The 21,684-nt window shown below is 55.6% G+C and carries 15 protein-coding genes, 2 tRNA genes and 1 rRNA gene; 6 read left to right on the top strand and 12 right to left on the bottom strand.

Annotated features, from left to right (window positions below; translation table 11 throughout):
* Nucleotides 1–165 precede the first annotated feature (165 nt).
* The 7 genes from FZF21_RS20985 to pepQ all read right to left on the bottom strand — a co-directional run bounded on the left by FZF21_RS20985 (nucleotide 166) and on the right by pepQ (nucleotide 6,316).
* A tRNA-Ala gene (locus FZF21_RS20985) sits at nucleotides 166–241 on the bottom strand.
* Nucleotides 242–277: 36 nt separating this feature from the next.
* Nucleotides 278–354: transfer RNA gene (locus tag FZF21_RS20990), tRNA-Ile, on the bottom strand.
* A 70-nt stretch (nucleotides 355–424) separates the two neighbouring features.
* A 16S ribosomal RNA gene (locus FZF21_RS20995) occupies nucleotides 425–1,966 on the bottom strand.
* Nucleotides 1,967–2,321: 355 nt separating this feature from the next.
* Nucleotides 2,322–2,867, bottom strand: a complete 546-nt coding sequence (gene hemG / locus FZF21_RS21000) for a menaquinone-dependent protoporphyrinogen IX dehydrogenase (protein ID WP_045329192.1) — start codon at nucleotides 2,865–2,867, stop codon at nucleotides 2,322–2,324.
* A gap of 10 nt (nucleotides 2,868–2,877) precedes the next feature.
* Entirely contained in the window at nucleotides 2,878–4,329 is a 1,452-nt protein-coding gene (gene trkH / locus FZF21_RS21005) for a Trk system potassium transporter TrkH (protein WP_006808591.1), read from the bottom strand.
* 41 nt (nucleotides 4,330–4,370) lie between these two features.
* Nucleotides 4,371–4,985, bottom strand: coding sequence for an IMPACT family protein (locus tag FZF21_RS21010; RefSeq protein WP_015572737.1), 615 nt, complete (start codon nucleotides 4,983–4,985; stop codon nucleotides 4,371–4,373).
* Nucleotides 4,985–6,316 carry a Xaa-Pro dipeptidase gene (gene pepQ / locus FZF21_RS21015; protein WP_149121393.1) on the bottom strand — a complete coding sequence of 444 codons (1,332 nt, stop codon included), beginning with the start codon at nucleotides 6,314–6,316 and terminating at the stop codon, nucleotides 4,985–4,987. The genes FZF21_RS21010 and pepQ overlap by 1 nt, the downstream gene beginning before the upstream one ends.
* A gap of 190 nt (nucleotides 6,317–6,506) precedes the next feature.
* On the opposite strand from pepQ, the gene fadB reads away from it, so the two are divergent.
* Together fadB and fadA are read left to right on the top strand one after the other, a co-directional pair.
* Nucleotides 6,507–8,696, top strand: a complete 2,190-nt coding sequence (gene fadB / locus FZF21_RS21020; protein ID WP_023295588.1) for a fatty acid oxidation complex subunit alpha FadB — start codon at nucleotides 6,507–6,509, stop codon at nucleotides 8,694–8,696.
* Between the two features lie 9 nt (nucleotides 8,697–8,705).
* Nucleotides 8,706–9,869: an acetyl-CoA C-acyltransferase FadA gene (gene fadA, locus FZF21_RS21025; protein ID WP_000416981.1), complete on the top strand. Its 1,164-nt coding sequence runs from the start codon at nucleotides 8,706–8,708 to the stop codon at nucleotides 9,867–9,869.
* Between the two features lie 145 nt (nucleotides 9,870–10,014).
* Here the strand turns inward: fadA and glyS are convergent, their stop codons facing one another.
* The 3 genes from glyS to FZF21_RS21040 all read right to left on the bottom strand — a co-directional run bounded on the left by glyS (nucleotide 10,015) and on the right by FZF21_RS21040 (nucleotide 13,471).
* Nucleotides 10,015–12,084, bottom strand: a complete 2,070-nt coding sequence (glyS, locus tag FZF21_RS21030) for a glycine--tRNA ligase subunit beta (RefSeq protein ID WP_047736595.1) — start codon at nucleotides 12,082–12,084, stop codon at nucleotides 10,015–10,017.
* 9 nt (nucleotides 12,085–12,093) lie between these two features.
* Nucleotides 12,094–13,005, bottom strand: a complete 912-nt coding sequence (gene glyQ / locus FZF21_RS21035; protein WP_003860141.1) for a glycine--tRNA ligase subunit alpha — start codon at nucleotides 13,003–13,005, stop codon at nucleotides 12,094–12,096.
* Between the two features lie 160 nt (nucleotides 13,006–13,165).
* A complete protein-coding gene (locus FZF21_RS21040; protein WP_017693801.1) occupies nucleotides 13,166–13,471 on the bottom strand; it encodes a YsaB family lipoprotein in 306 nt (101 codons plus the stop codon).
* Nucleotides 13,472–13,655: 184 nt separating this feature from the next.
* On the opposite strand from FZF21_RS21040, the gene FZF21_RS21045 reads away from it, so the two are divergent.
* On the top strand, nucleotides 13,656–14,651 hold the full coding sequence (locus FZF21_RS21045) for an acyltransferase (RefSeq protein ID WP_047736592.1): 996 nt from the start codon (nucleotides 13,656–13,658) through the stop codon (nucleotides 14,649–14,651).
* Between the two features lie 52 nt (nucleotides 14,652–14,703).
* Here the strand turns inward: FZF21_RS21045 and xylB are convergent, their stop codons facing one another.
* Together xylB and xylA are read right to left on the bottom strand one after the other, a co-directional pair.
* Entirely contained in the window at nucleotides 14,704–16,158 is a 1,455-nt protein-coding gene (gene xylB / locus FZF21_RS21050; protein ID WP_032669007.1) for a xylulokinase, read from the bottom strand.
* A 59-nt stretch (nucleotides 16,159–16,217) separates the two neighbouring features.
* Nucleotides 16,218–17,540: a xylose isomerase gene (gene xylA, locus FZF21_RS21055; RefSeq protein ID WP_026080557.1), complete on the bottom strand. Its 1,323-nt coding sequence runs from the start codon at nucleotides 17,538–17,540 to the stop codon at nucleotides 16,218–16,220.
* A gap of 371 nt (nucleotides 17,541–17,911) precedes the next feature.
* On the opposite strand from xylA, the gene xylF reads away from it, so the two are divergent.
* From xylF to xylH, 3 genes are all read left to right on the top strand, one after another.
* A complete protein-coding gene (xylF, locus tag FZF21_RS21060) occupies nucleotides 17,912–18,904 on the top strand; it encodes a D-xylose ABC transporter substrate-binding protein (protein WP_006808602.1) in 993 nt (330 codons plus the stop codon).
* Between the two features lie 72 nt (nucleotides 18,905–18,976).
* A complete protein-coding gene (locus FZF21_RS21065) occupies nucleotides 18,977–20,518 on the top strand; it encodes a xylose ABC transporter ATP-binding protein (RefSeq protein WP_015572746.1) in 1,542 nt (513 codons plus the stop codon).
* Nucleotides 20,496–21,677: a xylose ABC transporter permease XylH gene (gene xylH, locus FZF21_RS21070; RefSeq protein ID WP_017693799.1), complete on the top strand. Its 1,182-nt coding sequence runs from the start codon at nucleotides 20,496–20,498 to the stop codon at nucleotides 21,675–21,677. The genes FZF21_RS21065 and xylH overlap by 23 nt, the downstream gene beginning before the upstream one ends.
* Nucleotides 21,678–21,684 lie beyond the last annotated feature (7 nt).

Genomic DNA, 21,684 nt, shown 5'->3' on the forward strand with positions numbered 1-21,684 from the left:
GTTTCTTTCGATTCACCATCGACTTGCGAAAATTTGAGAGACTCGAACACACATGAGCTGTGTGTCGTTTCAATTTTCAGCTTGATCCAGATTTTTAAAGAGCAAAACTTCGCAGTGCACCTTTTCAGGTTCACTCTGAAGTTTTCTTGTGTTCGCAGTAAAAGATGGTGGAGCTATGCGGGATCGAACCGCAGACCTCCTGCGTGCAAGGCAGGCGCTCTCCCAGCTGAGCTATAGCCCCATCGTTTACAACCTCTTCAAATTTGCGAGGCAAATTTGGTAGGCCTGAGTGGACTTGAACCACCGACCTCACCCTTATCAGGGGTGCGCTCTAACCACCTGAGCTACAAGCCTGTAGAGGTTTTTTACTGCTGTTTTTCATCAGACAATCTGTGTGAGCACTGCAAAGGCAGGTTCTTTAAGGTAAGGAGGTGATCCAACCGCAGGTTCCCCTACGGTTACCTTGTTACGACTTCACCCCAGTCATGAATCACAAAGTGGTAAGCGCCCTCCCGAAGGTTAAGCTACCTACTTCTTTTGCAACCCACTCCCATGGTGTGACGGGCGGTGTGTACAAGGCCCGGGAACGTATTCACCGTGGCATTCTGATCCACGATTACTAGCGATTCCGACTTCATGGAGTCGAGTTGCAGACTCCAATCCGGACTACGACGCACTTTATGAGGTCCGCTTGCTCTCGCGAGGTCGCTTCTCTTTGTATGCGCCATTGTAGCACGTGTGTAGCCCTACTCGTAAGGGCCATGATGACTTGACGTCATCCCCACCTTCCTCCAGTTTATCACTGGCAGTCTCCTTTGAGTTCCCGGCCTAACCGCTGGCAACAAAGGATAAGGGTTGCGCTCGTTGCGGGACTTAACCCAACATTTCACAACACGAGCTGACGACAGCCATGCAGCACCTGTCTCAGAGTTCCCGAAGGCACCAATCCATCTCTGGAAAGTTCTCTGGATGTCAAGAGTAGGTAAGGTTCTTCGCGTTGCATCGAATTAAACCACATGCTCCACCGCTTGTGCGGGCCCCCGTCAATTCATTTGAGTTTTAACCTTGCGGCCGTACTCCCCAGGCGGTCGACTTAACGCGTTAGCTCCGGAAGCCACGCCTCAAGGGCACAACCTCCAAGTCGACATCGTTTACGGCGTGGACTACCAGGGTATCTAATCCTGTTTGCTCCCCACGCTTTCGCACCTGAGCGTCAGTCTTTGTCCAGGGGGCCGCCTTCGCCACCGGTATTCCTCCAGATCTCTACGCATTTCACCGCTACACCTGGAATTCTACCCCCCTCTACAAGACTCTAGCCTGCCAGTTTCGAATGCAGTTCCCAGGTTGAGCCCGGGGATTTCACATCCGACTTGACAGACCGCCTGCGTGCGCTTTACGCCCAGTAATTCCGATTAACGCTTGCACCCTCCGTATTACCGCGGCTGCTGGCACGGAGTTAGCCGGTGCTTCTTCTGCGGGTAACGTCAATCGACAAGGTTATTAACCTTATCGCCTTCCTCCCCGCTGAAAGTACTTTACAACCCGAAGGCCTTCTTCATACACGCGGCATGGCTGCATCAGGCTTGCGCCCATTGTGCAATATTCCCCACTGCTGCCTCCCGTAGGAGTCTGGACCGTGTCTCAGTTCCAGTGTGGCTGGTCATCCTCTCAGACCAGCTAGGGATCGTCGCCTAGGTGAGCCGTTACCCCACCTACTAGCTAATCCCATCTGGGCACATCCGATGGCAAGAGGCCCGAAGGTCCCCCTCTTTGGTCTTGCGACGTTATGCGGTATTAGCTACCGTTTCCAGTAGTTATCCCCCTCCATCAGGCAGTTTCCCAGACATTACTCACCCGTCCGCCACTCGTCAGCGAAGCAGCAAGCTGCTTCCTGTTACCGTTCGACTTGCATGTGTTAGGCCTGCCGCCAGCGTTCAATCTGAGCCATGATCAAACTCTTCAATTTAAAAGTTTGATGCTCAATGAATTAAACTTCGTAATGAATTACGTGTTCACTCGTTGAGACTTGGTATTCATTTAGTGTCCGAGGACATTAAGAATCCATGTCACTTTGAGTGCCCACACAGATTGTCTGATAAATTGTTAAAGAGCAGTGCCGCTTCGTTTTCGCTGCGGCGCGGGGTGTGCATATTACGCTTTCCCGCTTCAGAGTCAAGCGTTTGTTTTGCTTTTCTCTGCTGACCCGGCGGCTTGCGTGCCGTTGTTCCGTGTCAGTGGAGGCGCATTATAGGGAGTTCTTCTGAAGTGACAAGCACTAAATACAAAAAACTTTCCGTTCGCTCACTTTTCAAACTCAACGCTTATTTATCCCGCGCATCGTCCGTTAAACGCGCAATTTCACGGGCAAAACTGGCGACCTGGGCCCAGTCGGTATAAACCACTTCTTTACGCGTATCCGTTTCCCCGCCCGTCATTTTCATGATCAGGCGGATCATAAAGCGGTCATACCAGCGGTAACGCGGGTAACGCAGCGCGCCAGCAAAGACAGAACAGATATCGGGCTGCCATGGCGAACTTAGCAAAAACTTGCGCGTATAGCTGTTGGTCTGCGGCGTACGCTTCTCCGCTTTACGGGCAACCAGGTTGACCGAGTAAAACGCGCCAGGCAGTTGAGCGAGCTCCGCCGTATGCTTTTTCACAAAGCGATCCAGCGCCGGATGGAAATGGCCGTAACGAATTGAAGCGCCAATGACCACGCGGTCGTAATCTTGCCAGGCAATCTGCTCTGCGCGATTCAGGTTCACCACATCAGAATAAATGCCCAGCTCTTTGAGTTCAGAAGCCAGATATGAAGCAATCTCACGCGTTTGTCCGTCACGCGTTGAGAAAAGAATTAACGTTTTCACCAAAGTCTCCTTACTCACGCCAGAATGTTGGGGTAAACAGCACCAGCAGCGTAAAGACCTCAAGACGCCCAAACAGCATATTGGCGATTAAGATCCACTTCGCCACCGGGTTCATACTGGCGAAGTTATCCGCCACGACGCCCAGCCCCGGCCCCAGGTTGTTTAACGTTGCCACCACAGAGGCGAAGGCAGAGAAATCATCCACGCCCGTGGCGATAATCGCCAGCATACTGACAATAAAGACCAGCGCATAAGCGGAGAAGAATCCCCACACCGCTTCGAGGATGCGCTCCGGCAGCGCGCGGTTCCCCAGCTTAATACTGTAAACCGCATTCGGGTGGACCAGACGTTTCAGCTCACGGTTCCCCTGCTTGAACAGCAGCAGAATGCGGATCACCTTCAGACCGCCGCCCGTTGACCCGGCGCAACCGCCGATAAACGCAGAGCACAGCAGCAGCACCGGCAGGAACAGTGGCCAACGCGCAATACTGTCCGTGGTGAAACCAGCGGTTGTCGCCATCGATACCACCTGGAAGAAGGCCTGGTTCAGGGTCGTGACCGCCGAGTTATAAACATCGTGGAACCACAGTACCAGGGTACAGATAACCACCAGGGTCAGCTGGACGCCAATAAACATCCGGAATTCCGGGTCGCGCCAGTACACCTTCAGGCTCCGTCCGCTAAGCAACGAGAAGTGTAGACCGTAGTTACAGCCTGAGATCAGCAAAAAGATGGCAATGATGGTATTGATTGTCGGGCTGTCGAAGTAGCCGACGCTGGCGTCGTGGGTGGAGAACCCGCCGATAGCAATAGTCGCAAAGCTATGCCCAATGGCATCAAACGCAGGCATCCCGGCAAACCACAGCGCCAGCGCGCAGGCCACCGTCAGCAGGACATAGATAAGCCACAGGGTTTTCGCCGTCTCCGCAATACGCGGGCGCATCTTGTTATCTTTCAGCGGGCCGGGCATCTCCGCCCGGTAAAGCTGCATCCCCCCGACGCCCAGAATGGGCAGGATAGCTACCGCCAGGACGATGATCCCCATACCGCCGAACCACTGGAGCATCTGCCGGTAAAAGAGAATCGCATGCGGGAGCGAATCCAGCCCCACCAGCGTGGTAGCCCCGGTGGTCGTTAATCCGGAGAACGATTCAAAAAACGCATCCGTGACGGTGAGATTCGGTTGTTCGGAGAAGATAAACGGCAGCGCACCCACGCTTCCCAGTACCGTCCAGAACAGGACCACAATCAGAAACCCCTCCCGGGATTTCAGTTCACCTTTCTCACGGCGGTTTGGCCACCACAGCAGGGAGCCAATCGTCAGCGCGACAAAAAAGGTTTGCGTAAATGCACGCCCCGCGCCGTCCCGGTAGATGAGCGCCACCAGTCCGGGAATGATCATTGTCCCGGAGAAAAGTATGACCAGCAATCCAACGATTCGGGTAATGGCACGAAAATGCATCTCTGCCGCTTCCTTAGGTATTCAAAATTGTGAGGTGGGGATTATTCTTCAATCGGCAGTAATTGCAATGAACCGCGACTAAAATCAGCGAGTTTTGCTGAAAAAGCAGCCAGTTCCGCCTGAGGAAGCGCCACGCGTAATTGCACCATTGCCTGATAATCACTGTGTGCGATGACACCGTTAAACTGTTTAAGCAGTGCTTCGATACCCGATAGCTGGGCGTAATCGCATAACAAAGTATATTCCGTAAGTGGCGTTTTGCGGGTTGTTATCAGCAGATTAAGCGCCTGCTGGACACCACCTCCGTAGGCTTTAACCAGCCCTCCGGTGCCTAACAAAATGCCCCCGTAGTAGCGGACCACGACGGCGGTGATTTCACCCACGCCGCTGCCCATCAACTGGGAGAGCATCGGTTTTCCGGCCGTACCCGCCGGTTCACCGTCGTCAGAAAACCCAAGCTGCTGTGAGTCGTCTGGCGGCCCGGCGACCCACGCCACACAGTGATGGCGGGCATCGGGGTGCTGCGCGCGGACGGACTCGACGAACGCCTTCGCCGCCTCCACGCCGTCGGTATGCGCCAACAGCGTGATAAAGCGGCTTTTCTTGATTTCCTCAACAAAGGTGACCGGCTCGGCCGGTATCAGCCAGCTTTCCATCAGGCCAGCTTCAGATCTCGCGTCATGTTCTCAATGCTGCTCTCGTGAATAACCACGTTATCCTCGATACGAATGCCGCCATACGGCTTCAGCGCTTCAATTTTCTCCCAGTTGAAGTGCTTGCTGAATTGTCCTTCGCGCCACGGCGCCAGCAGGGATTCAATAAAGTAGATGCCCGGCTCGATGGTCAATACCATACGCGGCGCCAGAACGCGGGTGCAGCGCAGATAAGGATATTTAGACGGTGCCGCCAGGTGCGTACCGGTATCGTCCTGCATAAAGCCCGCGACGTCATGAACCTGCAAACCCAGCGGGTGACCGATACCGTGCTGCATAAATGGCCCGGTCAGATCGTTCTCAACCATCGCCTCTTCGCTCATGTCTTTGACAATCTGATGCTTACGCAGCAGTTTAGCGATGCGCTGATGGAACTGGATGTGATAATCCACGTAGCTGGTTCCGGCCTTCATGGTGCCAATCAGCGCCAGCTGTTCGTCGTTCACGTCTTTAATCAATTGCGCAAAATCGGTATCCGCATTCGCCGCCCAGGTACGGGTCAGGTCTGCCGCATAACCATTGTACTCAGCCCCCGCGTCCAGCAGGAAGCTGCGCATCTCAGCCGGAACCTGATGATCCAGTTTGGTGTAGTGCAGAACCGAGGCATGTTCATTCAGCGCCACGATGTTGCTGTACGGCACGTCGGTATCACGGTGGCCGGTCGCCGTCAGGTAGGCCTGATTAATATCGAACTCGCTCATACCGGACTGGAACGCTTCATGCGCCGCACGGTGGCCATTCACCGCCGTTTTTTGCGCTTCACGCATGCAGTAAAGTTCGTAGTCGGTCTTGTAGGCGCGATAGTAGTGCAGATAATCCAGCACGCCTTTCGGGTTGAGTTTATCTGCCGGAATATCCAGACCCAGCGCACGCTCAGGAACCGGACCAATGTAGCCGATGTTGCCGCGCGCCGCTGGCAGCTGGCTGCCAATGCCGTCTGCTTTTGGCAGCGCAATCACGTCAATTTCTTCGGTCCAGAATGAGGTCGGCAGCGGCTCCACGTTGTGCCAGTAATCGACCGGCAGGTAGAACCACAGTTTCGGCTTGTTCACGCCATCCACCAGCAGCCAGCAATTTGGAACCTGCGTGACAGGCACCCAGGCTTTAAACTGCGGGTTAACCTTGAAGGGATAAGCATGGTCATCAAGAAAAGTATTCATCAGCTCGCCGGAGTGGATCAGCAGGGCATCCAGCTTGAAGCGGGCCAGTACATCGCGGGTACGTTCCTGTAGGGTAACGATATGATTTTTATAAAGCGAAGCCAGTGAGTCCATCATTCTTCCTTTCGTTTTATTGACCTCAAGTCATCGCATCTTAGCACACCTCACTGCGGCTGCGTGATTTCCACCGACCGTGATCAGCGCAGCAATTTCTTAATGACTAATTTGCATTTTATTAACATAAATTCCACACTCCGTTTCATCTGGTATGACCAGATCCAATTGCTGGATTCAGGAGACCGACATGCTCTACAAAGGCGACACCCTGTACGTAGACTGGCTGGAAGATGGCATTGCCGAACTGGTGTTCGATGCCCCCGGCTCAGTGAACAAGCTTGATACCGCGACGGTGGCCAGTCTTGGCCAGGCGCTGGATGTACTTGAAAAGCAATCAGATTTGAAAGGGCTGCTGCTGCGCTCCAACAAAGCGGCCTTTATCGTTGGCGCGGATATCACCGAATTCCTGTCGCTGTTCCTGGTGCCCGAAGAACAGCTGAGCCAGTGGCTGCACTTTGCCAACAGCGTTTTTAATCGTCTGGAAGATCTGCCTGTCCCGACCCTTTCCGCCGTTAACGGCTACGCGCTGGGCGGTGGCTGCGAGTGCGTGCTGGCGACCGACTACCGTCTGGCGACGCCGGACCTGCGCATCGGCCTGCCGGAAACCAAGCTGGGCATCATGCCGGGCTTTGGCGGTTCCGTGCGTATGCCGCGCATGCTGGGTGCCGACAGCGCGCTGGAGATCATTGCCGCGGGTAAAGATGTCGGCGCAGAACAGGCGCAGAAAATCGGCCTGGTGGACGGCGTGGTTAAGCCTGAAAAACTGATTGAGGGTGCTATCGCCATCCTCCGTCAGGCGATTAACGGTGATCTCGACTGGAAAGCCAAACGTCAGCCAAAGCTGGAGCCATTAAAGCTCAGCAAAATTGAAGCCACCATGAGCTTCACCATCGCCAAAGGCATGGTGATGCAGACGGCGGGTAAACACTACCCGGCGCCGATCACGGCGGTGAAAACCATTGAAGCGGCAGCCCGTCTGGGCCGTGATGACGCTCTGAAGCTTGAAAACCAGAGCTTTGTCCCGCTGGCGCACACCAACGAAGCCCGCGCGCTGGTTGGTATCTTCCTTAACGATCAGTTCGTGAAAGGCAAAGCCAAACAACTCACCAAAAACGTTGAAACGCCAAAACACGCGGCGGTACTCGGCGCGGGCATTATGGGGGGCGGCATCGCCTACCAGTCTGCCTGGAAAGGCGTGCCGGTGGTGATGAAGGACATCAACGAGAAATCCCTGACGCTGGGCATGACCGAAGCGGCCAAGCTGCTGAATAAACAGCTTGAGCGCGGCAAAATTGATGGTCTGAAGCTTGCAGGCGTGATCTCCACCATCCAGCCAGTGCTGGAATACAGCGGTTTCGACCGTGTGGACGTGGTGGTTGAAGCGGTCGTCGAGAACCCGAAAGTGAAAAAAGCGGTGCTGGCCGAAACCGAAGACAAGGTGCGTCCGGAAACCGTGCTGGCCTCTAACACCTCCACCATTCCTATCAGCGAACTGGCGAGCGTGCTGAAGCGTCCGGAAAACTTCTGCGGGATGCACTTCTTTAACCCGGTGCACCGCATGCCGCTGGTCGAAGTGATCCGAGGGGAAAAAACCTCCGACGAAACCATCGCCAAAGTGGTGGCGTGGGCGAGCAAGATGGGCAAAACGCCGATCGTGGTTAACGACTGCCCGGGCTTCTTCGTTAACCGCGTGCTGTTCCCGTACTTCGCCGGTTTCAGCCAGCTGCTGCGCGACGGCGCAGACTTCCGCAAAATCGACAAAGTGATGGAAAAACAGTTCGGCTGGCCGATGGGCCCGGCGTATCTGCTGGACGTTGTCGGCATCGACACTGCCCATCACGCGCAGGCGGTGATGGCGGCGGGCTTCCCGCAGCGCATGCAGAAAGATTATCGCGACGCCATTGATGCCCTGTTCGACGCCAACCGCTTCGGGCAGAAAAACGGTCTGGGCTTCTGGCGCTATAAAGAAGACAGCAAAGGCAAACCGAAGAAAGAAGAAGATCCGGCGGTGGATGGCCTGCTGGCCGACGTCAGTCAGCCAAAACGCGACTTCACCGACGATGAGATCATCGCACGGATGATGATCCCAATGGTCAACGAAGTGGTGCGCTGCCTCGAAGAAGGCATTATCGCCAGCCCGGCAGAAGCGGATATGGCGCTGGTGTACGGCCTCGGCTTCCCTCCGTTCCACGGAGGCGCGTTCCGCTGGCTGGATACGCTCGGCAGCGCCCGCTATCTCGATATGGCTCAGCAGTACCAGCACCTCGGCCCGCTTTATGAGGTGCCGGAAGGGCTGCGTAACAAAGCGCGCCATAACGAACCCTACTACCCAGCAGTTGAGCCAGCCCGTCCGGTTGGCGAACTGAAAACGGCTTAAGGAGTCACAATGGAAAAGGTTGTCATTGTTGATGCGATTCGCACCCCGATGGGCCGTTCAAAAGGCGGTGCGTTCCGTAACGTGCGCGCGGAAGATCTCTCCGCGCACCTGATGCGTAGCCTGCTGGCGCGTAACCCGGCGCTGGACCCAGCAGCGCTGGACGATATTTACTGGGGCTGCGTGCAGCAGACGCTGGAGCAGGGCTTTAACATCGCCCGTAACGCGTCCCTGCTGGCGGAGATCCCGCATTCGGTTCCGGCCGTCACCGTCAACCGTCTTTGCGGTTCGTCGATGCAGGCGCTGCACGACGCGGCACGGATGATCATGACCGGCGATGCGCAGGCCTGTCTGGTGGGCGGCGTGGAGCACATGGGCCACGTGCCGATGAGCCACGGGGTCGATTTCCATCCAGGCATGAGCCGCAACGTGGCGAAAGCCGCCGGTATGATGGGCCTGACCGCCGAGATGCTCTCCCGTCTGCACGGCATCAGCCGTGAGATGCAGGATGCGTTTGCCGCGCGCTCGCATGCCCGCGCCTGGGCCGCCACGCAGTCTGGTGCCTTTAAGAATGAGATCATCCCAACCGGCGGTCACGACGCAGACGGCGTACTGAAGCAGTTCAGCTACGACGAAGTTATCCGCCCGGAAACCACGGTCGAAGCGCTTTCTACCCTGCGTCCGGCGTTTGATCCGGTCACCGGTACGGTAACGGCGGGCACCTCGTCTGCCCTGTCCGACGGTGCCGCCGCGATGCTGGTGATGAGCGAGAGCCGCGCCCGCGAATTAGGCCTGACGCCACGCGCCCGCGTGCGTTCGATGGCAGTCGTGGGCTGCGATCCTTCCATCATGGGCTACGGCCCGGTTCCGGCGTCAAAACTGGCGCTGAAAAAAGCGGGGCTGAGCGCAAGTGATATCGACCTCTTTGAGATGAACGAAGCGTTCGCCGCGCAGATCCTGCCGTGCATTAAAGATCTGGGGCTGATGGATCAGATCGACGAGAAGATTAACCTCAACGGCGGCGCGATCGCCCTCGGTCACCCGCTGGGCTGTTCCGGGGCGCGTATCAGTACCACGCTGATTAACCTGATGGAACGCAAAGATGCCCAGTTCGGACTGGCAACGATGTGTATTGGGTTGGGTCAGGGTATCGCGACGGTGTTTGAGAGGGTGTAAATAAGGAAAAGTATCTCAAAGTAACGTAGGCCCGATAAGCATCGCGCCATCGGGCTTTTGCCGGGAGGCGCTACGCTTTCCCGGCCTACGAAGAGAAAAAGTTTAGTTGCCGTTCTTCCCGCCTGTCAGGGGCGGGTTTTTTACGTTATTGCAGCAGCGAAATATCCGCCACGCGCAGGAACAGCTCACGCAGTTTCTCAAGCATTGAGAGACGGTTAATCCGCAGCTCTTTATCTTCCACGTTCACCATCACCTTCTCGAAGAAGGCGTCGATGACGTCACGCAGCTCCGCCAGCTCCACCAGTGCTTCCTGGTAGCGACCTTCCGCGAAATACGGCTCCAGCTTGTCGCGCAGCACCACAACCTGCATCGCCAGAGAAATCTCTTCCGGCTCTTTCAGGGTTGCAGCGTTGACGCGCTCGTTCAGCGTTTCGTCGGATTTCGCGAGGATGTTGGATACACGCTTGTTGGCCGCGGCCAGCGCAGACGCCGCTTCCAGCGTACGGAAGTGGGATACCGCTTTCATACGCGCATCGAAATCTGCCGGACGGGTCGGACGACGCGCCAGCACCGCCTGAATGGTATCAACGGAGTAACCTTCGTCCTGATACCACGCGCGGAAACGACCGAGCATAAAGTCGATAACATCATCCACAACCTTCGCGTTGGTCAGCTTATCGCCGTACAGACGTACCGCTTCTTCGGTCAGCGTTTGCAGATCGAGGTTAAGGTTCTTCTCTACGATGATTCGCAGCACGCCCAGCGCAGCACGACGCAGCGCGAACGGGTCTTTATCGCCTTTCGGATGCTGACCGATACCGAAGATACCCGCCAGGGTGTCCATCTTATCGGCAATCGCCACGGCGCAGGCAACAGGGTTAGACGGCAGATCGTCACCGGCAAAGCGCGGCTGATACTGCTCGTTCAGGGCTACCGCCACGTCTTCCGCTTCGCCATCGTGACGCGCGTAGTGCATACCCATCACGCCCTGAGTGTCGGTAAATTCGAACACCATGTTGGTCATCAGGTCGCACTTGGAGAGCAGGCCCGCACGGGTAGCGTGGTTAACGTCGGCGCCAATTTCACGGGCAATCCAGCCGGACAGCTCCGCGATACGGTCGGTCTTGTCGCGTAGCGTACCCAGCTGCTGCTGGAACAGTACGGTTTGCAGACGCGGCAGGTTGTCTTCCAGACGTTTTTTACGGTCGGTGTTGAAGAAGAACTCGGCATCCGCCAGACGTGGGCGCACCACTTTCTCGTTACCGGAGATAATCTGGATCGGATCTTTCGATTCGATGTTCGCCACGAAGATGAAGTTTGGCAGCAGCTTGCCGTCGTTGGCGTATACCGGGAAGTACTTCTGGTCACCCTTCATGGTGTAAACCAGCGCTTCTGCCGGAACGGCCAGGAATTTCTCTTCGAATTTCGCGGTCAGTACAACCGGCCATTCGACCAGCGAAGTCACCTCTTCCAGCAGGCTGTCGCTCAGATCGGCATTACCGCCAATTTTGCGCGCCGCGTCTTCTGCGTCCGCTTTGATTTTGGCTTTACGCTGTTCGTAGTCAGCAATGACCTTGCCGCGCTCCAGCAGGATCTGCGGGTACTGGTCAGCATTGTCGATAGTGAACTCCGGCTCGCCCATAAAGCGATGGCCGCGGATCACGCGATCGGACGCCACGCCCAGAATGGTCGCCGGGATAACGGTATCGCCCAACAGCAGGGTCACGGTGTGAACCGGACGCACAAAGTGTACGTCGGACGCGCCCCAGCGCATCAGCTTAGGAATCGGCAATTTTGCCAGCGAGGTCGCGATCATGTCAGGCAGCAGCGCTTCGGCGCTTTCGCCTTTCACATGGGCACGGTACAGCAGCCATTCACCTTTGTCGGTGGTCAGACGCTCAGCCTGATCAACGGTGATGCCGCAGCCGCGCGCCCAGCCTTCTGCCGCTTTGCTCGGCTTGCCTTCCGCGTCGAACGCCTGAGCAATGGCCGGGCCACGTTTTTCAACTTCGCGATCCGGCTGGGACGCCGCCAGGTTTGCCACTTTCAGCGCCAGACGACGCGGCGCAGCAAACCACTCAATTTTACCGTGCGCCAGGCCAGCGTTATCCAGCTCAGCAGTGACGTTCGCAGCGAAAGATTCAGCCAGGCTGCGCAGGGCTTTTGGTGGCAGCTCTTCAGTGCCGATTTCCACCAGGAAAGTTTTCTCAGACATGGCCGCCTCTTATTTGTTTCGGTTGCACATCGGGAAGCCAAGGGCTTCACGGGACGCGTAGTAAGCTTCTGCAACGGCTTTGGTCAGGGTACGAATACGCAGAATGTAGCGCTGACGTTCAGTCACGGAGATCGCTTTGCGGGCATCCAGCAGGTTGAAGCTGTGGGCAGCCTTCAGAATACGCTCGTAGGCAGGCAGCGGCAGCGGAGTCTCCAGCGCCAGCAGCTGCTGGGCTTCTTTCTCGTACTGCTCGAAGCAGGTGAACAGGAAGTCCACGTCCGCGTATTCGAAGTTATAGGTGGATTGCTCCACTTCGTTCTGATGGAACACGTCGCCGTAGGTGGTTTTACCCAGCGGGCCGTCGCTCCAGACCAGGTCGTAAACGCTGTCTACGCCCTGAATGTACATGGCCAGACGTTCCAGACCATAGGTGATTTCGCCGGTAATCGGTTTACATTCCAGACCGCCAACCTGCTGGAAGTAAGTGAACTGGGTCACTTCCATGCCGTTCAGCCACACTTCCCAACCCAGACCCCAGGCACCCAGCGTTGGGTTTTCCCAGTTATCTTCCACGAAACGAATGTCGTGAATGGTTGGATCCATACCCAGCTCTTTCAGTGACCCGAGGTACAGTTCCTGAATGTTGTCGGGTGATGGCTTAATCACCACCTGGAACTGATAGTAGTGCTGCAAACGGTTCGGGTTTTCGCCGTAACGTCCATCGGTCGGACGACGGGATGGCTGCACATAGGCGGTCGCCATTGGCTCTGGCCCTAACGCGCGCAGGCTGGTCATCGGGTGTGAGGTGCCTGCGCCAACTTCCATGTCCAAAGGTTGAACAATGGTGCAGCCCTGACGAGCCCAGTAATCCTGTAAGGTCAGGATCAGGCCCTGGAAGGTCTTGGTATCAAACTTTTGCATAGTATTTCGTGCTGGATACGTGTGGTTTTAAATGGAAGGGATCAGTATACCCGCTGGCTGCAAGATATACAGTACGAAACGGGGTTGTTTAGGGAAAATTGGGGAATAAGCCCTACAGCCAGAACCTGCGAAGGCTCTGGTTGCTGCTTATACGAGCAATTTAACGCATTGAGAGATGTAAAAACTGGCCGTCTGCATCAAAAGAGCAGACAAAGCCCTCTTTACGCGCCGTATAGCCTTTCAGTTCATAGCTTCCCTGAAAGCGCTCGAAGCCGTTTATATGAATTTTTTGTGCTTCGGAATTATAGCGGTGAGCCGCCTGATCCCTGCACAGCTGTTCCATATTCAGAGAACGCTCCGGGCTCATTTTCCCCTGCTGCGCTTTTTGGACAGGTATCTCCTCAGAAGCACTGCATCCTGTTAATAAGAGCAGCAGAAAGAGTGACACCCCACGCTTCATCATCATTTTTATTACCGCCCTGGTCAGTGGCTGTTATTTTTAGTAGCAACACGTTTATAGATTAAAGTCCGTCATTCTGCGAATCTCGCCAGCTCCCTACAAGTTAGCCTGGCTAAACTCAGAATTTTCCAAGGGAAAAGTTTTACACAATCGCAGTCACACTTTTTTTATCAGGAATACAGAGGAACTGATGCAGTCAAAAATTAACTGGATTGATAACCTGCGGGGAATAGCCTGTCTGATGGTGGTGATGATCCACACAACGACCTGGTATGTCACGAACGCGCACAGTATCAGCCCTGTTAACTGGGATGTCGCCAATATTCTGAACTCGGTCTCCCGCGTGAGCGTCCCGCTGTTCTTTATGATTTCCGGTTTTCTCTTTTTTGGCGAGCGTAGCGCGCAGCCAAGACATTTCATCCGTATTGTCTCCTGTCTGCTGTTTTACAGCGCCATTTCGCTGCTCTATATCATCCTGTTCACTTCAATTAACGCTGAACGTTCCCTGCTCAATTTGTTGCAAAAACCGGTGTTCTATCATCTGTGGTTTTTCTTCGCGATAATCGTTATCTATCTGGTGTCACCGTTAATTCAGGTAAAAAACGTCAGCGGTAAAATGCTGCTGGCCTTGATGGTAATAATCGGGATCGTGGCCAACCCGAATACCGTTTCACAGAAAATTGATGGCTTTGAATGGCTGCCCGTTAACCTTTATATCACCGGGGATACGTTTTATTACGTGCTGTACGGCATGCTGGGGCGCGCCATTGGCATGATGGAGACGCAAAAGCGAGGAATAAACTGGCTATGCGCGGCCGCGTTTCTCGTCGGTGTGTTTATTATCTCTCGCGGGACGCTGCATGAGCTGCAATGGCGCGGCAACTTTGCCGATACCTGGTATCTCTACTGCGGGCCGATGGTCTTTATCTGCGCGATCTCTCTGCTGACGCTGGTTAAAAACACCCTGAATGCCCGCCCGCTTCCGGTGCTGGGGTTTATCTCTCGCCACTCGCTGGGCATTTACGGTTTTCACGCGCTGGTGATCCACGCCCTGCGCACCCGCGGCGTTGAGCTTAAAAGCTGGCCGGTGCTGGATATTGTCTGGATATTTACCGTTACGCTGGTTGTCAGCCTGCTGCTGTCAATGTTGCTGCAAAGAATCGATACGCGCAGGTTTGTAAGCTAACCCGGTTGAAGGCTGGTAGGCCGGGTAAGCGTTAGCGCCACCCGGCTCCTGTTTATGACATTAGCGGCAAAAGCTGCTGATAGATTTTGCGGAACACGTCTCGTCTTTCAGCATAGCGAGCATGATTTTTCGCATCAGGACGATGCTGCCGTTCAAGCGGCAGCTGGGGCAAAAGCTGGTGCAGTGGTTTATCCGGGTTCAGCGCAATTTGCGCCAGCCGTGCCGCACCGAGCGCCGGGCCGACATCGCCTCCCGTACGATAGTCCAGCTGCAACCCGCTGATATCGGAAAGCATTTGCCGCCAGTAGCTGCTTCGTGCACCGCCGCCAATTAACGTAATGCTGGATGGCGTCAGTCCACAGTCATGCACGACATCCATTCCGTCCGCCAGAGCATAGCCAACGCCTTCAAGCACCGCGCGCGCAAGCTCTGCCGGGCCGTGCTGATGGGTAAGACCGAAGAACACCCCTTTCGCTTCCGGGTTGTTATGCGGCGTCCGCTCGCCGGAAAGGTACGGTAAAAACCAGACCGCACCGGCATTATCATCTGCCTGCTGTGCCGCTGTGATAAGCGCCGGGACGTCCGCCATTCCGGTTAGCTTTGCCGCCCAGTCAAGGCAGGAAGCCGCGCTCAGCATCACCGACATCAAATGCCATTTACCCGGCAACGCGTGGCAGAAGCTGTGTACGGCGCTTCCCGGGTTGCTACGATACCCGTCACTGACGGCAAAATAGACGCCGGAAGTGCCGAGCGAGAGCATGGCCTGCCCTGCCTCGACCATCCCCACGCCGACCGCACCCGCCGCATTATCGCCGCCGCCGGCGACGACAGGTACGGCTGGCATGTTCCAGCGTTCAGCAACAGAAGGCTGCAAAGCGCCCGTGATTTCACTGCCTTCAAACAGCGCAGGCATATGGTCGCGCGTCAGCTGGCAGGCATCCAGCATCGCCTCGCTCCAGTCCCGTTTCGCCACGTCGAGCCACATCGTGCCCGCGGCGTCAGACATGTCGCTGGCAAAATCCCCCGTCATGCGAAAACGCAGGTAGTCTTTCGGCAACAGAACCTTCGCCACCTGACGAAAAATCTCAGGCTCATGACGCTGCACCCACAGGAGTTTTGGCGCGGTAAAACCGGGCATCATCAGGTTGCCCGTAATTTCGCGGGACGCAGGCACACGCTCCTCAAGGATCGCGCACTCTTCCGCACAGCGGCCATCGTTCCAGAGAATAGCCGGGCGCAGAACGCGATGCTGACTATCCAGCAACGTTGCGCCATGCATTTGCCCGGCAATGCCCAGCGCTTTCACGTCGCGCAGGCTATGCTGCTCGCCTAAGGCTTTCATCGCACGCTCTGTCGCCTGCCACCACTGCTCCGGATCTTGTTCCGACCAAAGCGGATACGGACGTGAAACCTGCAACTTTTCAGTCTGCGTGGCTAATACATCGCCCTGCTCGCTTAACAGGATGGCTTTCACCCCCGACGTGCCAAGATCGATCCCGATATACATGTGGTGGCTCCTTTGACGAAAATGCCCGGTGGCGCTGCGCTTACCGGGCCTGGATGCTGTTATTTATCGAACAGGTAGTGATTGACCAGGTTTTCCAGCAGCTCCTGATGGCCGCTCTGATGCTGCGGCGCAAGCTGATGCTGTTCAGCGTACTTCGCGATCTCCGCAAGCGATAACTGACCTTTCAAAATTTGCTGGCCCAGCTCACTGTTCCAGCCGCTGTAGCGCTTCGCCACGCGCTTATCCAGCTCACCGTCTTCAATCATACGGGCCGCTACTTTCAGCGCCAGCGCCATGGTGTCCATCGCGCCAATATGCCCGTAGAACAGATCGTATTTGTCGGTGCTCTGGCGACGCACTTTGGCGTCGAAGTTCAGGCCGCCGGTGGTGAAACCGCCCGCTTTGATGATCTCGTACATCACCAGCGCATTCTCTTCCACGCTGTTCGGGAACTGGTCGGTATCCCAGCCCAGCTGTGGATCACCACGGTTAGCATCGACAGAGCCGAAGATGCCCAGCGCAATCGCAGAGGCAATTTCGTGATGGAACGAGTGGCCCGCCAGGGTAGCGTGGTTAGCCTCAATATTCACTTTGATCTCTTTTTCCAGACCAAACTGCTTCAGGAAGCCATACACGGTGGCGACATCATAATCATACTGATGCTTGGTTGGCTCCTGTGGTTTTGGCTCAATCAGCAGCGTGCCGCGGAAACCGATTTTGTGTTTGTGGTCCACAACCATCTGCATAAAGCGACCAATCTGCTCACGCTCCTGACGCAGGTCGGTATTCAGCAGCGTTTCATAGCCTTCACGACCGCCCCAGAGTACATAGTTCTCACCGCCCAGCTGATGCGTGGCGTTCATCGCGGTCACGACCTGGGTTGCCGCCCAGCTGAAGACTTCCGGGTCCGGGTTGGTTGCCGCACCCGCGCCATAGCGAGGATTGGTAAAGCAGTTAGCCGTACCCCAGAGCAGCTTCACGCCGCTTTGCTGCTGTTTTTCAGCCAGTACGTCGACCATCTGCGCGAAATTGTTCAGATACTCTTTCAGCGATGCCCCTTCCGGCGACACGTCCACATCGTGGAAACAGTAGTACGGCACGTTCAGCTTATGGAAGAACTCGAACGCGACGTCGGCTTTACGCTTCGCCAGCTCAATGGCCTCGCCCGGCTGTTGCCATGGACGGTCAAAAGAGCCCACGCCGAACATATCGGCACCGTTCCAGCAGAAGGTGTGCCAGTAGCAGGCGGCAAAGCGCAAGTGATCTTCCATGCGCTTACCCAGCACCAGCTCATCCGGGTTGTAGTGACGAAATGCTAAAGGATTGGTCGTTTTCGTGCCTTCGAAACGAACGCGATCGAGTTGGTCGAAATAAGCTTGCATATTGAGCTCCATAATCAGGGTATGCGGCGTGGTCTTGCTTCTGGAGTAATAGTGAATAGACATTGGAGGTTGCTCAATTACGTTATTTCACACTGCTATTGAGATAATGCGCAATTGTGCGCTGGCTCGCAAAATAATGTGCAGACAAACTATTTTTCGGCGCGCATTCCAGAATCAAATGTAATTAATAGGTTACGCTTTTTAAAATCCGATCGCGGTCATAAATTCAGAAATAAACCAAATATCGTAATGAGAAGATAAAAATCTGTAATTGCCAGCAGGCCTTTCCACGTTAAAAATTTGCTGCGTCTCAGCAGTGAACGTTTCTTTTATCTCAGCTACACATACCCCTACAAAAAGGCCTAATAATTATGAAGATAAAGAACCTGACCCTAACGCTCTGCACTACTCTCCTGCTTGCAAGCTTTGCCGGACATGCCAAAGAGGTCAAAATCGGCATGGCGATTGATGACTTACGCCTGGAGCGCTGGCAAAAAGATCGCGATATCTTTGTTAAAAAAGCGGAATCTCTCGGCGCGGAGGTGTTCGTTCAGTCCGCTAACGGCAACGAAGAGACGCAAATGTCGCAAATCGAGAATATGATCAACCGTGGCGTCGATGTGCTGGTCATTATCCCGTATAACGGCCAGGTATTAAGCAACGTGGTGAAAGAAGCGAAACAGGAAGGGATAAAAGTCCTGGCTTATGACCGCATGATTAATAATGCCGATATTGATTATTATATTTCGTTCGACAATGAAAAGGTGGGCGAATTACAGGCTAAAAGCCTGGTCGCAAAAGTGCCTCAGGGGAATTATTTCCTGATGGGCGGCTCGCCTGTGGATAACAACGCCAAACTGTTCCGCCAGGGACAAATGAAAGTGCTGAAGCCGTATATCGACGAGGGCAAAATTAAAGTCGTCGGCGACCAGTGGGCTGACGGCTGGTTACCGGAAAACGCGCTGAAAATTATGGAAAACGCGTTGACCGCAAATAACAACAAAATCGATGCGGTGGTGGCCTCTAACGATGCCACTGCGGGTGGCGCCATTCAGGCGCTGAGCGCGCAGGGACTGGCCGGGAAAGTCGCTATTTCCGGACAGGACGCCGACCTTGCGGGTGTAAAACGCATCATCGCGGGTACCCAGACCATGACGGTGTATAAGCCCATTACCGAGCTTGCCAATACGGCCGCCGAAATTGCCGTTGAGCTGGGCAATGGCCAGCAACCTAAAGCAGACGCGACGTTAAATAACGGCCTGAAAGACGTACCTGCTCGCCTGCTTACCCCTATCGAAGTCAACAAAGAGAATATTGACGCCACCGTGGTGAAAGACGGTTTCCATAAGAAGAGTGAACTGTAATCCAGCGCAGCCCCTGCCCGGCAGGGGCGCATTGACCTGCCCTGTTCATCTGTTGGGCTATGCGGAGCAGTTATGTCTTATTTACTTGAAATGAAAAGCATCACCAAAGCCTTCGGGGCGGTGAAAGCAGTCGATAACGTAAGCCTGCGGCTGAATCCCGGCGAAGTGATGTCGCTGTGCGGTGAAAATGGCTCGGGAAAATCCACGCTGATGAAAGTGTTGTGCGGGATCTACCCGCACGGCAGCTACGAGGGCGAAATCGTTTTTGCCGGTGAGGTGCTCCAGGCCACGCACATTCGCGATACCGAACGTAAAGGCATCGCTATCATTCACCAGGAGCTGGCGCTGGTGAAGCACCTTACCGTGCTGGAAAATATCTTTCTCGGTGCCGAACTCTCACGCCACGGCGTACTGGATTACGACACCATGACGCTGCGCTGCGAAAAACTGCTGGCTCAGGTGAGCCTGGCTATCTCACCGGATACGCGCGTGGGCGACTTAGGTTTAGGCCAGCAGCAGCTGGTCGAGATCGCCAAGGCGCTGAACAAACAGGTGCGCCTGCTGATCCTCGACGAACCAACCGCCTCACTCACCGAACAGGAAACCGCCGTACTGCTCAATATCATCCGCGATCTGCAAAACCACGGTATCGCCTGCATCTATATTTCGCACAAGCTCAATGAGGTGAAAGCCATTTCCGACACCATCTGCGTCATCCGCGACGGGCAGCACATCGGCACGCGTGAAGCAGAAGGCATGAGCGAGGATGACATCATCACCATGATGGTGGGTCGCGAACTCACCGCGCTGTATCCCAACGAACCGCACACCATCGGCGAAGAGCTCCTGCGCGTGGAAAACCTGACGGCGTGGCATCCCGTTAACCGCCATATCAAGCGCGTGGATAACCTCTCCTTCTCGCTGCACCGCGGCGAAATTCTCGGCATTGCGGGTTTAGTGGGTGCGGGAAGAACCGAGGCCGTGCAGTGTCTCTTTGGCGTCTGGCCGGGGCGCTGGGAAGGCAAAATTTATATCGACGGTCAGCCGGTAAAAATCGACAACTGCCAGCAGGCTATTGCTAAGGGCATTGCCATGGTGCCAGAAGACCGCAAAAAAGACGGCATCGTGCCGGTAATGGCGGTGGGAAAAAATATCACGCTGGCGGCGCTCAGCCAGTTTTCCGGCGCGCTGAGCAGCCTGGATGATGCCGCAGAACAGCAGTGTATTCTCCAGTCGCTTGCCCGGCTCAAGGTGAAAACCTCCTCGCCGGAGCTGGCGATAGGACGCCTGAGCGGCGGCAACCAGCAGAAAGCGATTCTGGCGCGCTGCCTGCTGCTTAATCCGCGCATTTTAATTCTGGACGAACCCACCCGCGGGATCGATATCGGCGCGAAGTATGAAATCTACAAGTTGATCAACCAGCTTGTACAGCAAGGGATTGCCGTCATTGTTATCTCGTCCGAATTGCCTGAAGTGCTGGGGCTGAGCGACCGCGTGCTGGTCATGCATGAAGGGAAACTCAAAGCCAACCTGAACAACCAAAACCTGACGCAAGAGCAGGTGATGGAAGCTGCCTTAAGGAGCGAACGCCATGTCGAAAAGCAACCCGTCTGATATTAAAGTCGCTGTTCCGACGCCCGGTGCGTTCGCAGGACTTAAATCGCTGAATCTGCAAGTTTTTGTAATGATTGCCGCCATTATCGTGATCATGTTGTTCTTTACCTGGATGACCGATGGCTCCTATTTAAGCGCACGTAACGTCTCTAACCTGCTGCGTCAGACCGCCATCACCGGGATCCTGGCGGTGGGGATGGTCTTTGTGATTATCTCAGCGGAAATTGACCTGTCGGTAGGGTCGATGATGGGTCTGCTCGGCGGCGTGGCGGCAATTTTTGACGTCTGGCTAGGCTGGCCGCTGCCGCTGACGATTGCGGTCACGCTGGTGCTGGGTCTGCTGCTGGGGGCGTGGAATGGCTGGTGGGTGGCCTACCGTAAAGTCCCGTCGTTTATCGTCACCTTAGCGGGGATGCTGGCCTTCCGCGGCATTCTGATTGGGATCACCAACGGCACCACCGTCTCCCCGACCAGCGCCTCGATGTCCCAGATTGGCCAAAGCTACCTCTCTGATGGCGTCGGTTTTACGATCGGCGTGGTTGGGCTGATGGCGTTTGTCGCGTGGCAATGGCGAGGACGCATGCGTCGCCAGGCGCTGGGGCTGACCTCGCCTGCCTCAACCTCGGTTGTCGGCCGTCAGGCGCTTACTGCGGTGATTGTGCTGGGGGCCATCTGGCTGTTAAACGATTATCGCGGTGTCCCAACGCCCGTTCTGCTGCTGGCGCTGTTGCTGTTAGGTGGGATGTTTATGGCCACACGTACCGCATTCGGTCGCCGTATTTATGCCATCGGCGGCAATCTGGAAGCCGCGCGTTTATCTGGTATCAACGTAGAACGCACCAAACTCGCCGTCTTTGCCATCAACGGCCTGATGGTGGCCATCGCGGGGCTGATCCTCAGTTCGCGACTGGGGGCGGGCTCCCCGTCTGCGGGTAACATTGCCGAGCTGGACGCCATCGCCGCCTGCGTGATTGGCGGGACCAGCCTCGCCGGGGGCATTGGCAGCGTGGCGGGGGCGGTGATGGGCGCATTTATTATGGCTTCGCTGGATAACGGGATGAGTATGATGGACGTGCCGACGTTTTGGCAGTATATCGTCAAGGGTGCCATTCTTTTGCTGGCAGTCTGGATGGACTCTGCCACCAAGCGGCGCGCCTGATAACACT

The organism is Enterobacter sp. LU1 (assembly GCF_008271405.2).
GTDB lineage: Bacteria > Pseudomonadota > Gammaproteobacteria > Enterobacterales > Enterobacteriaceae > Enterobacter > Enterobacter hormaechei_C.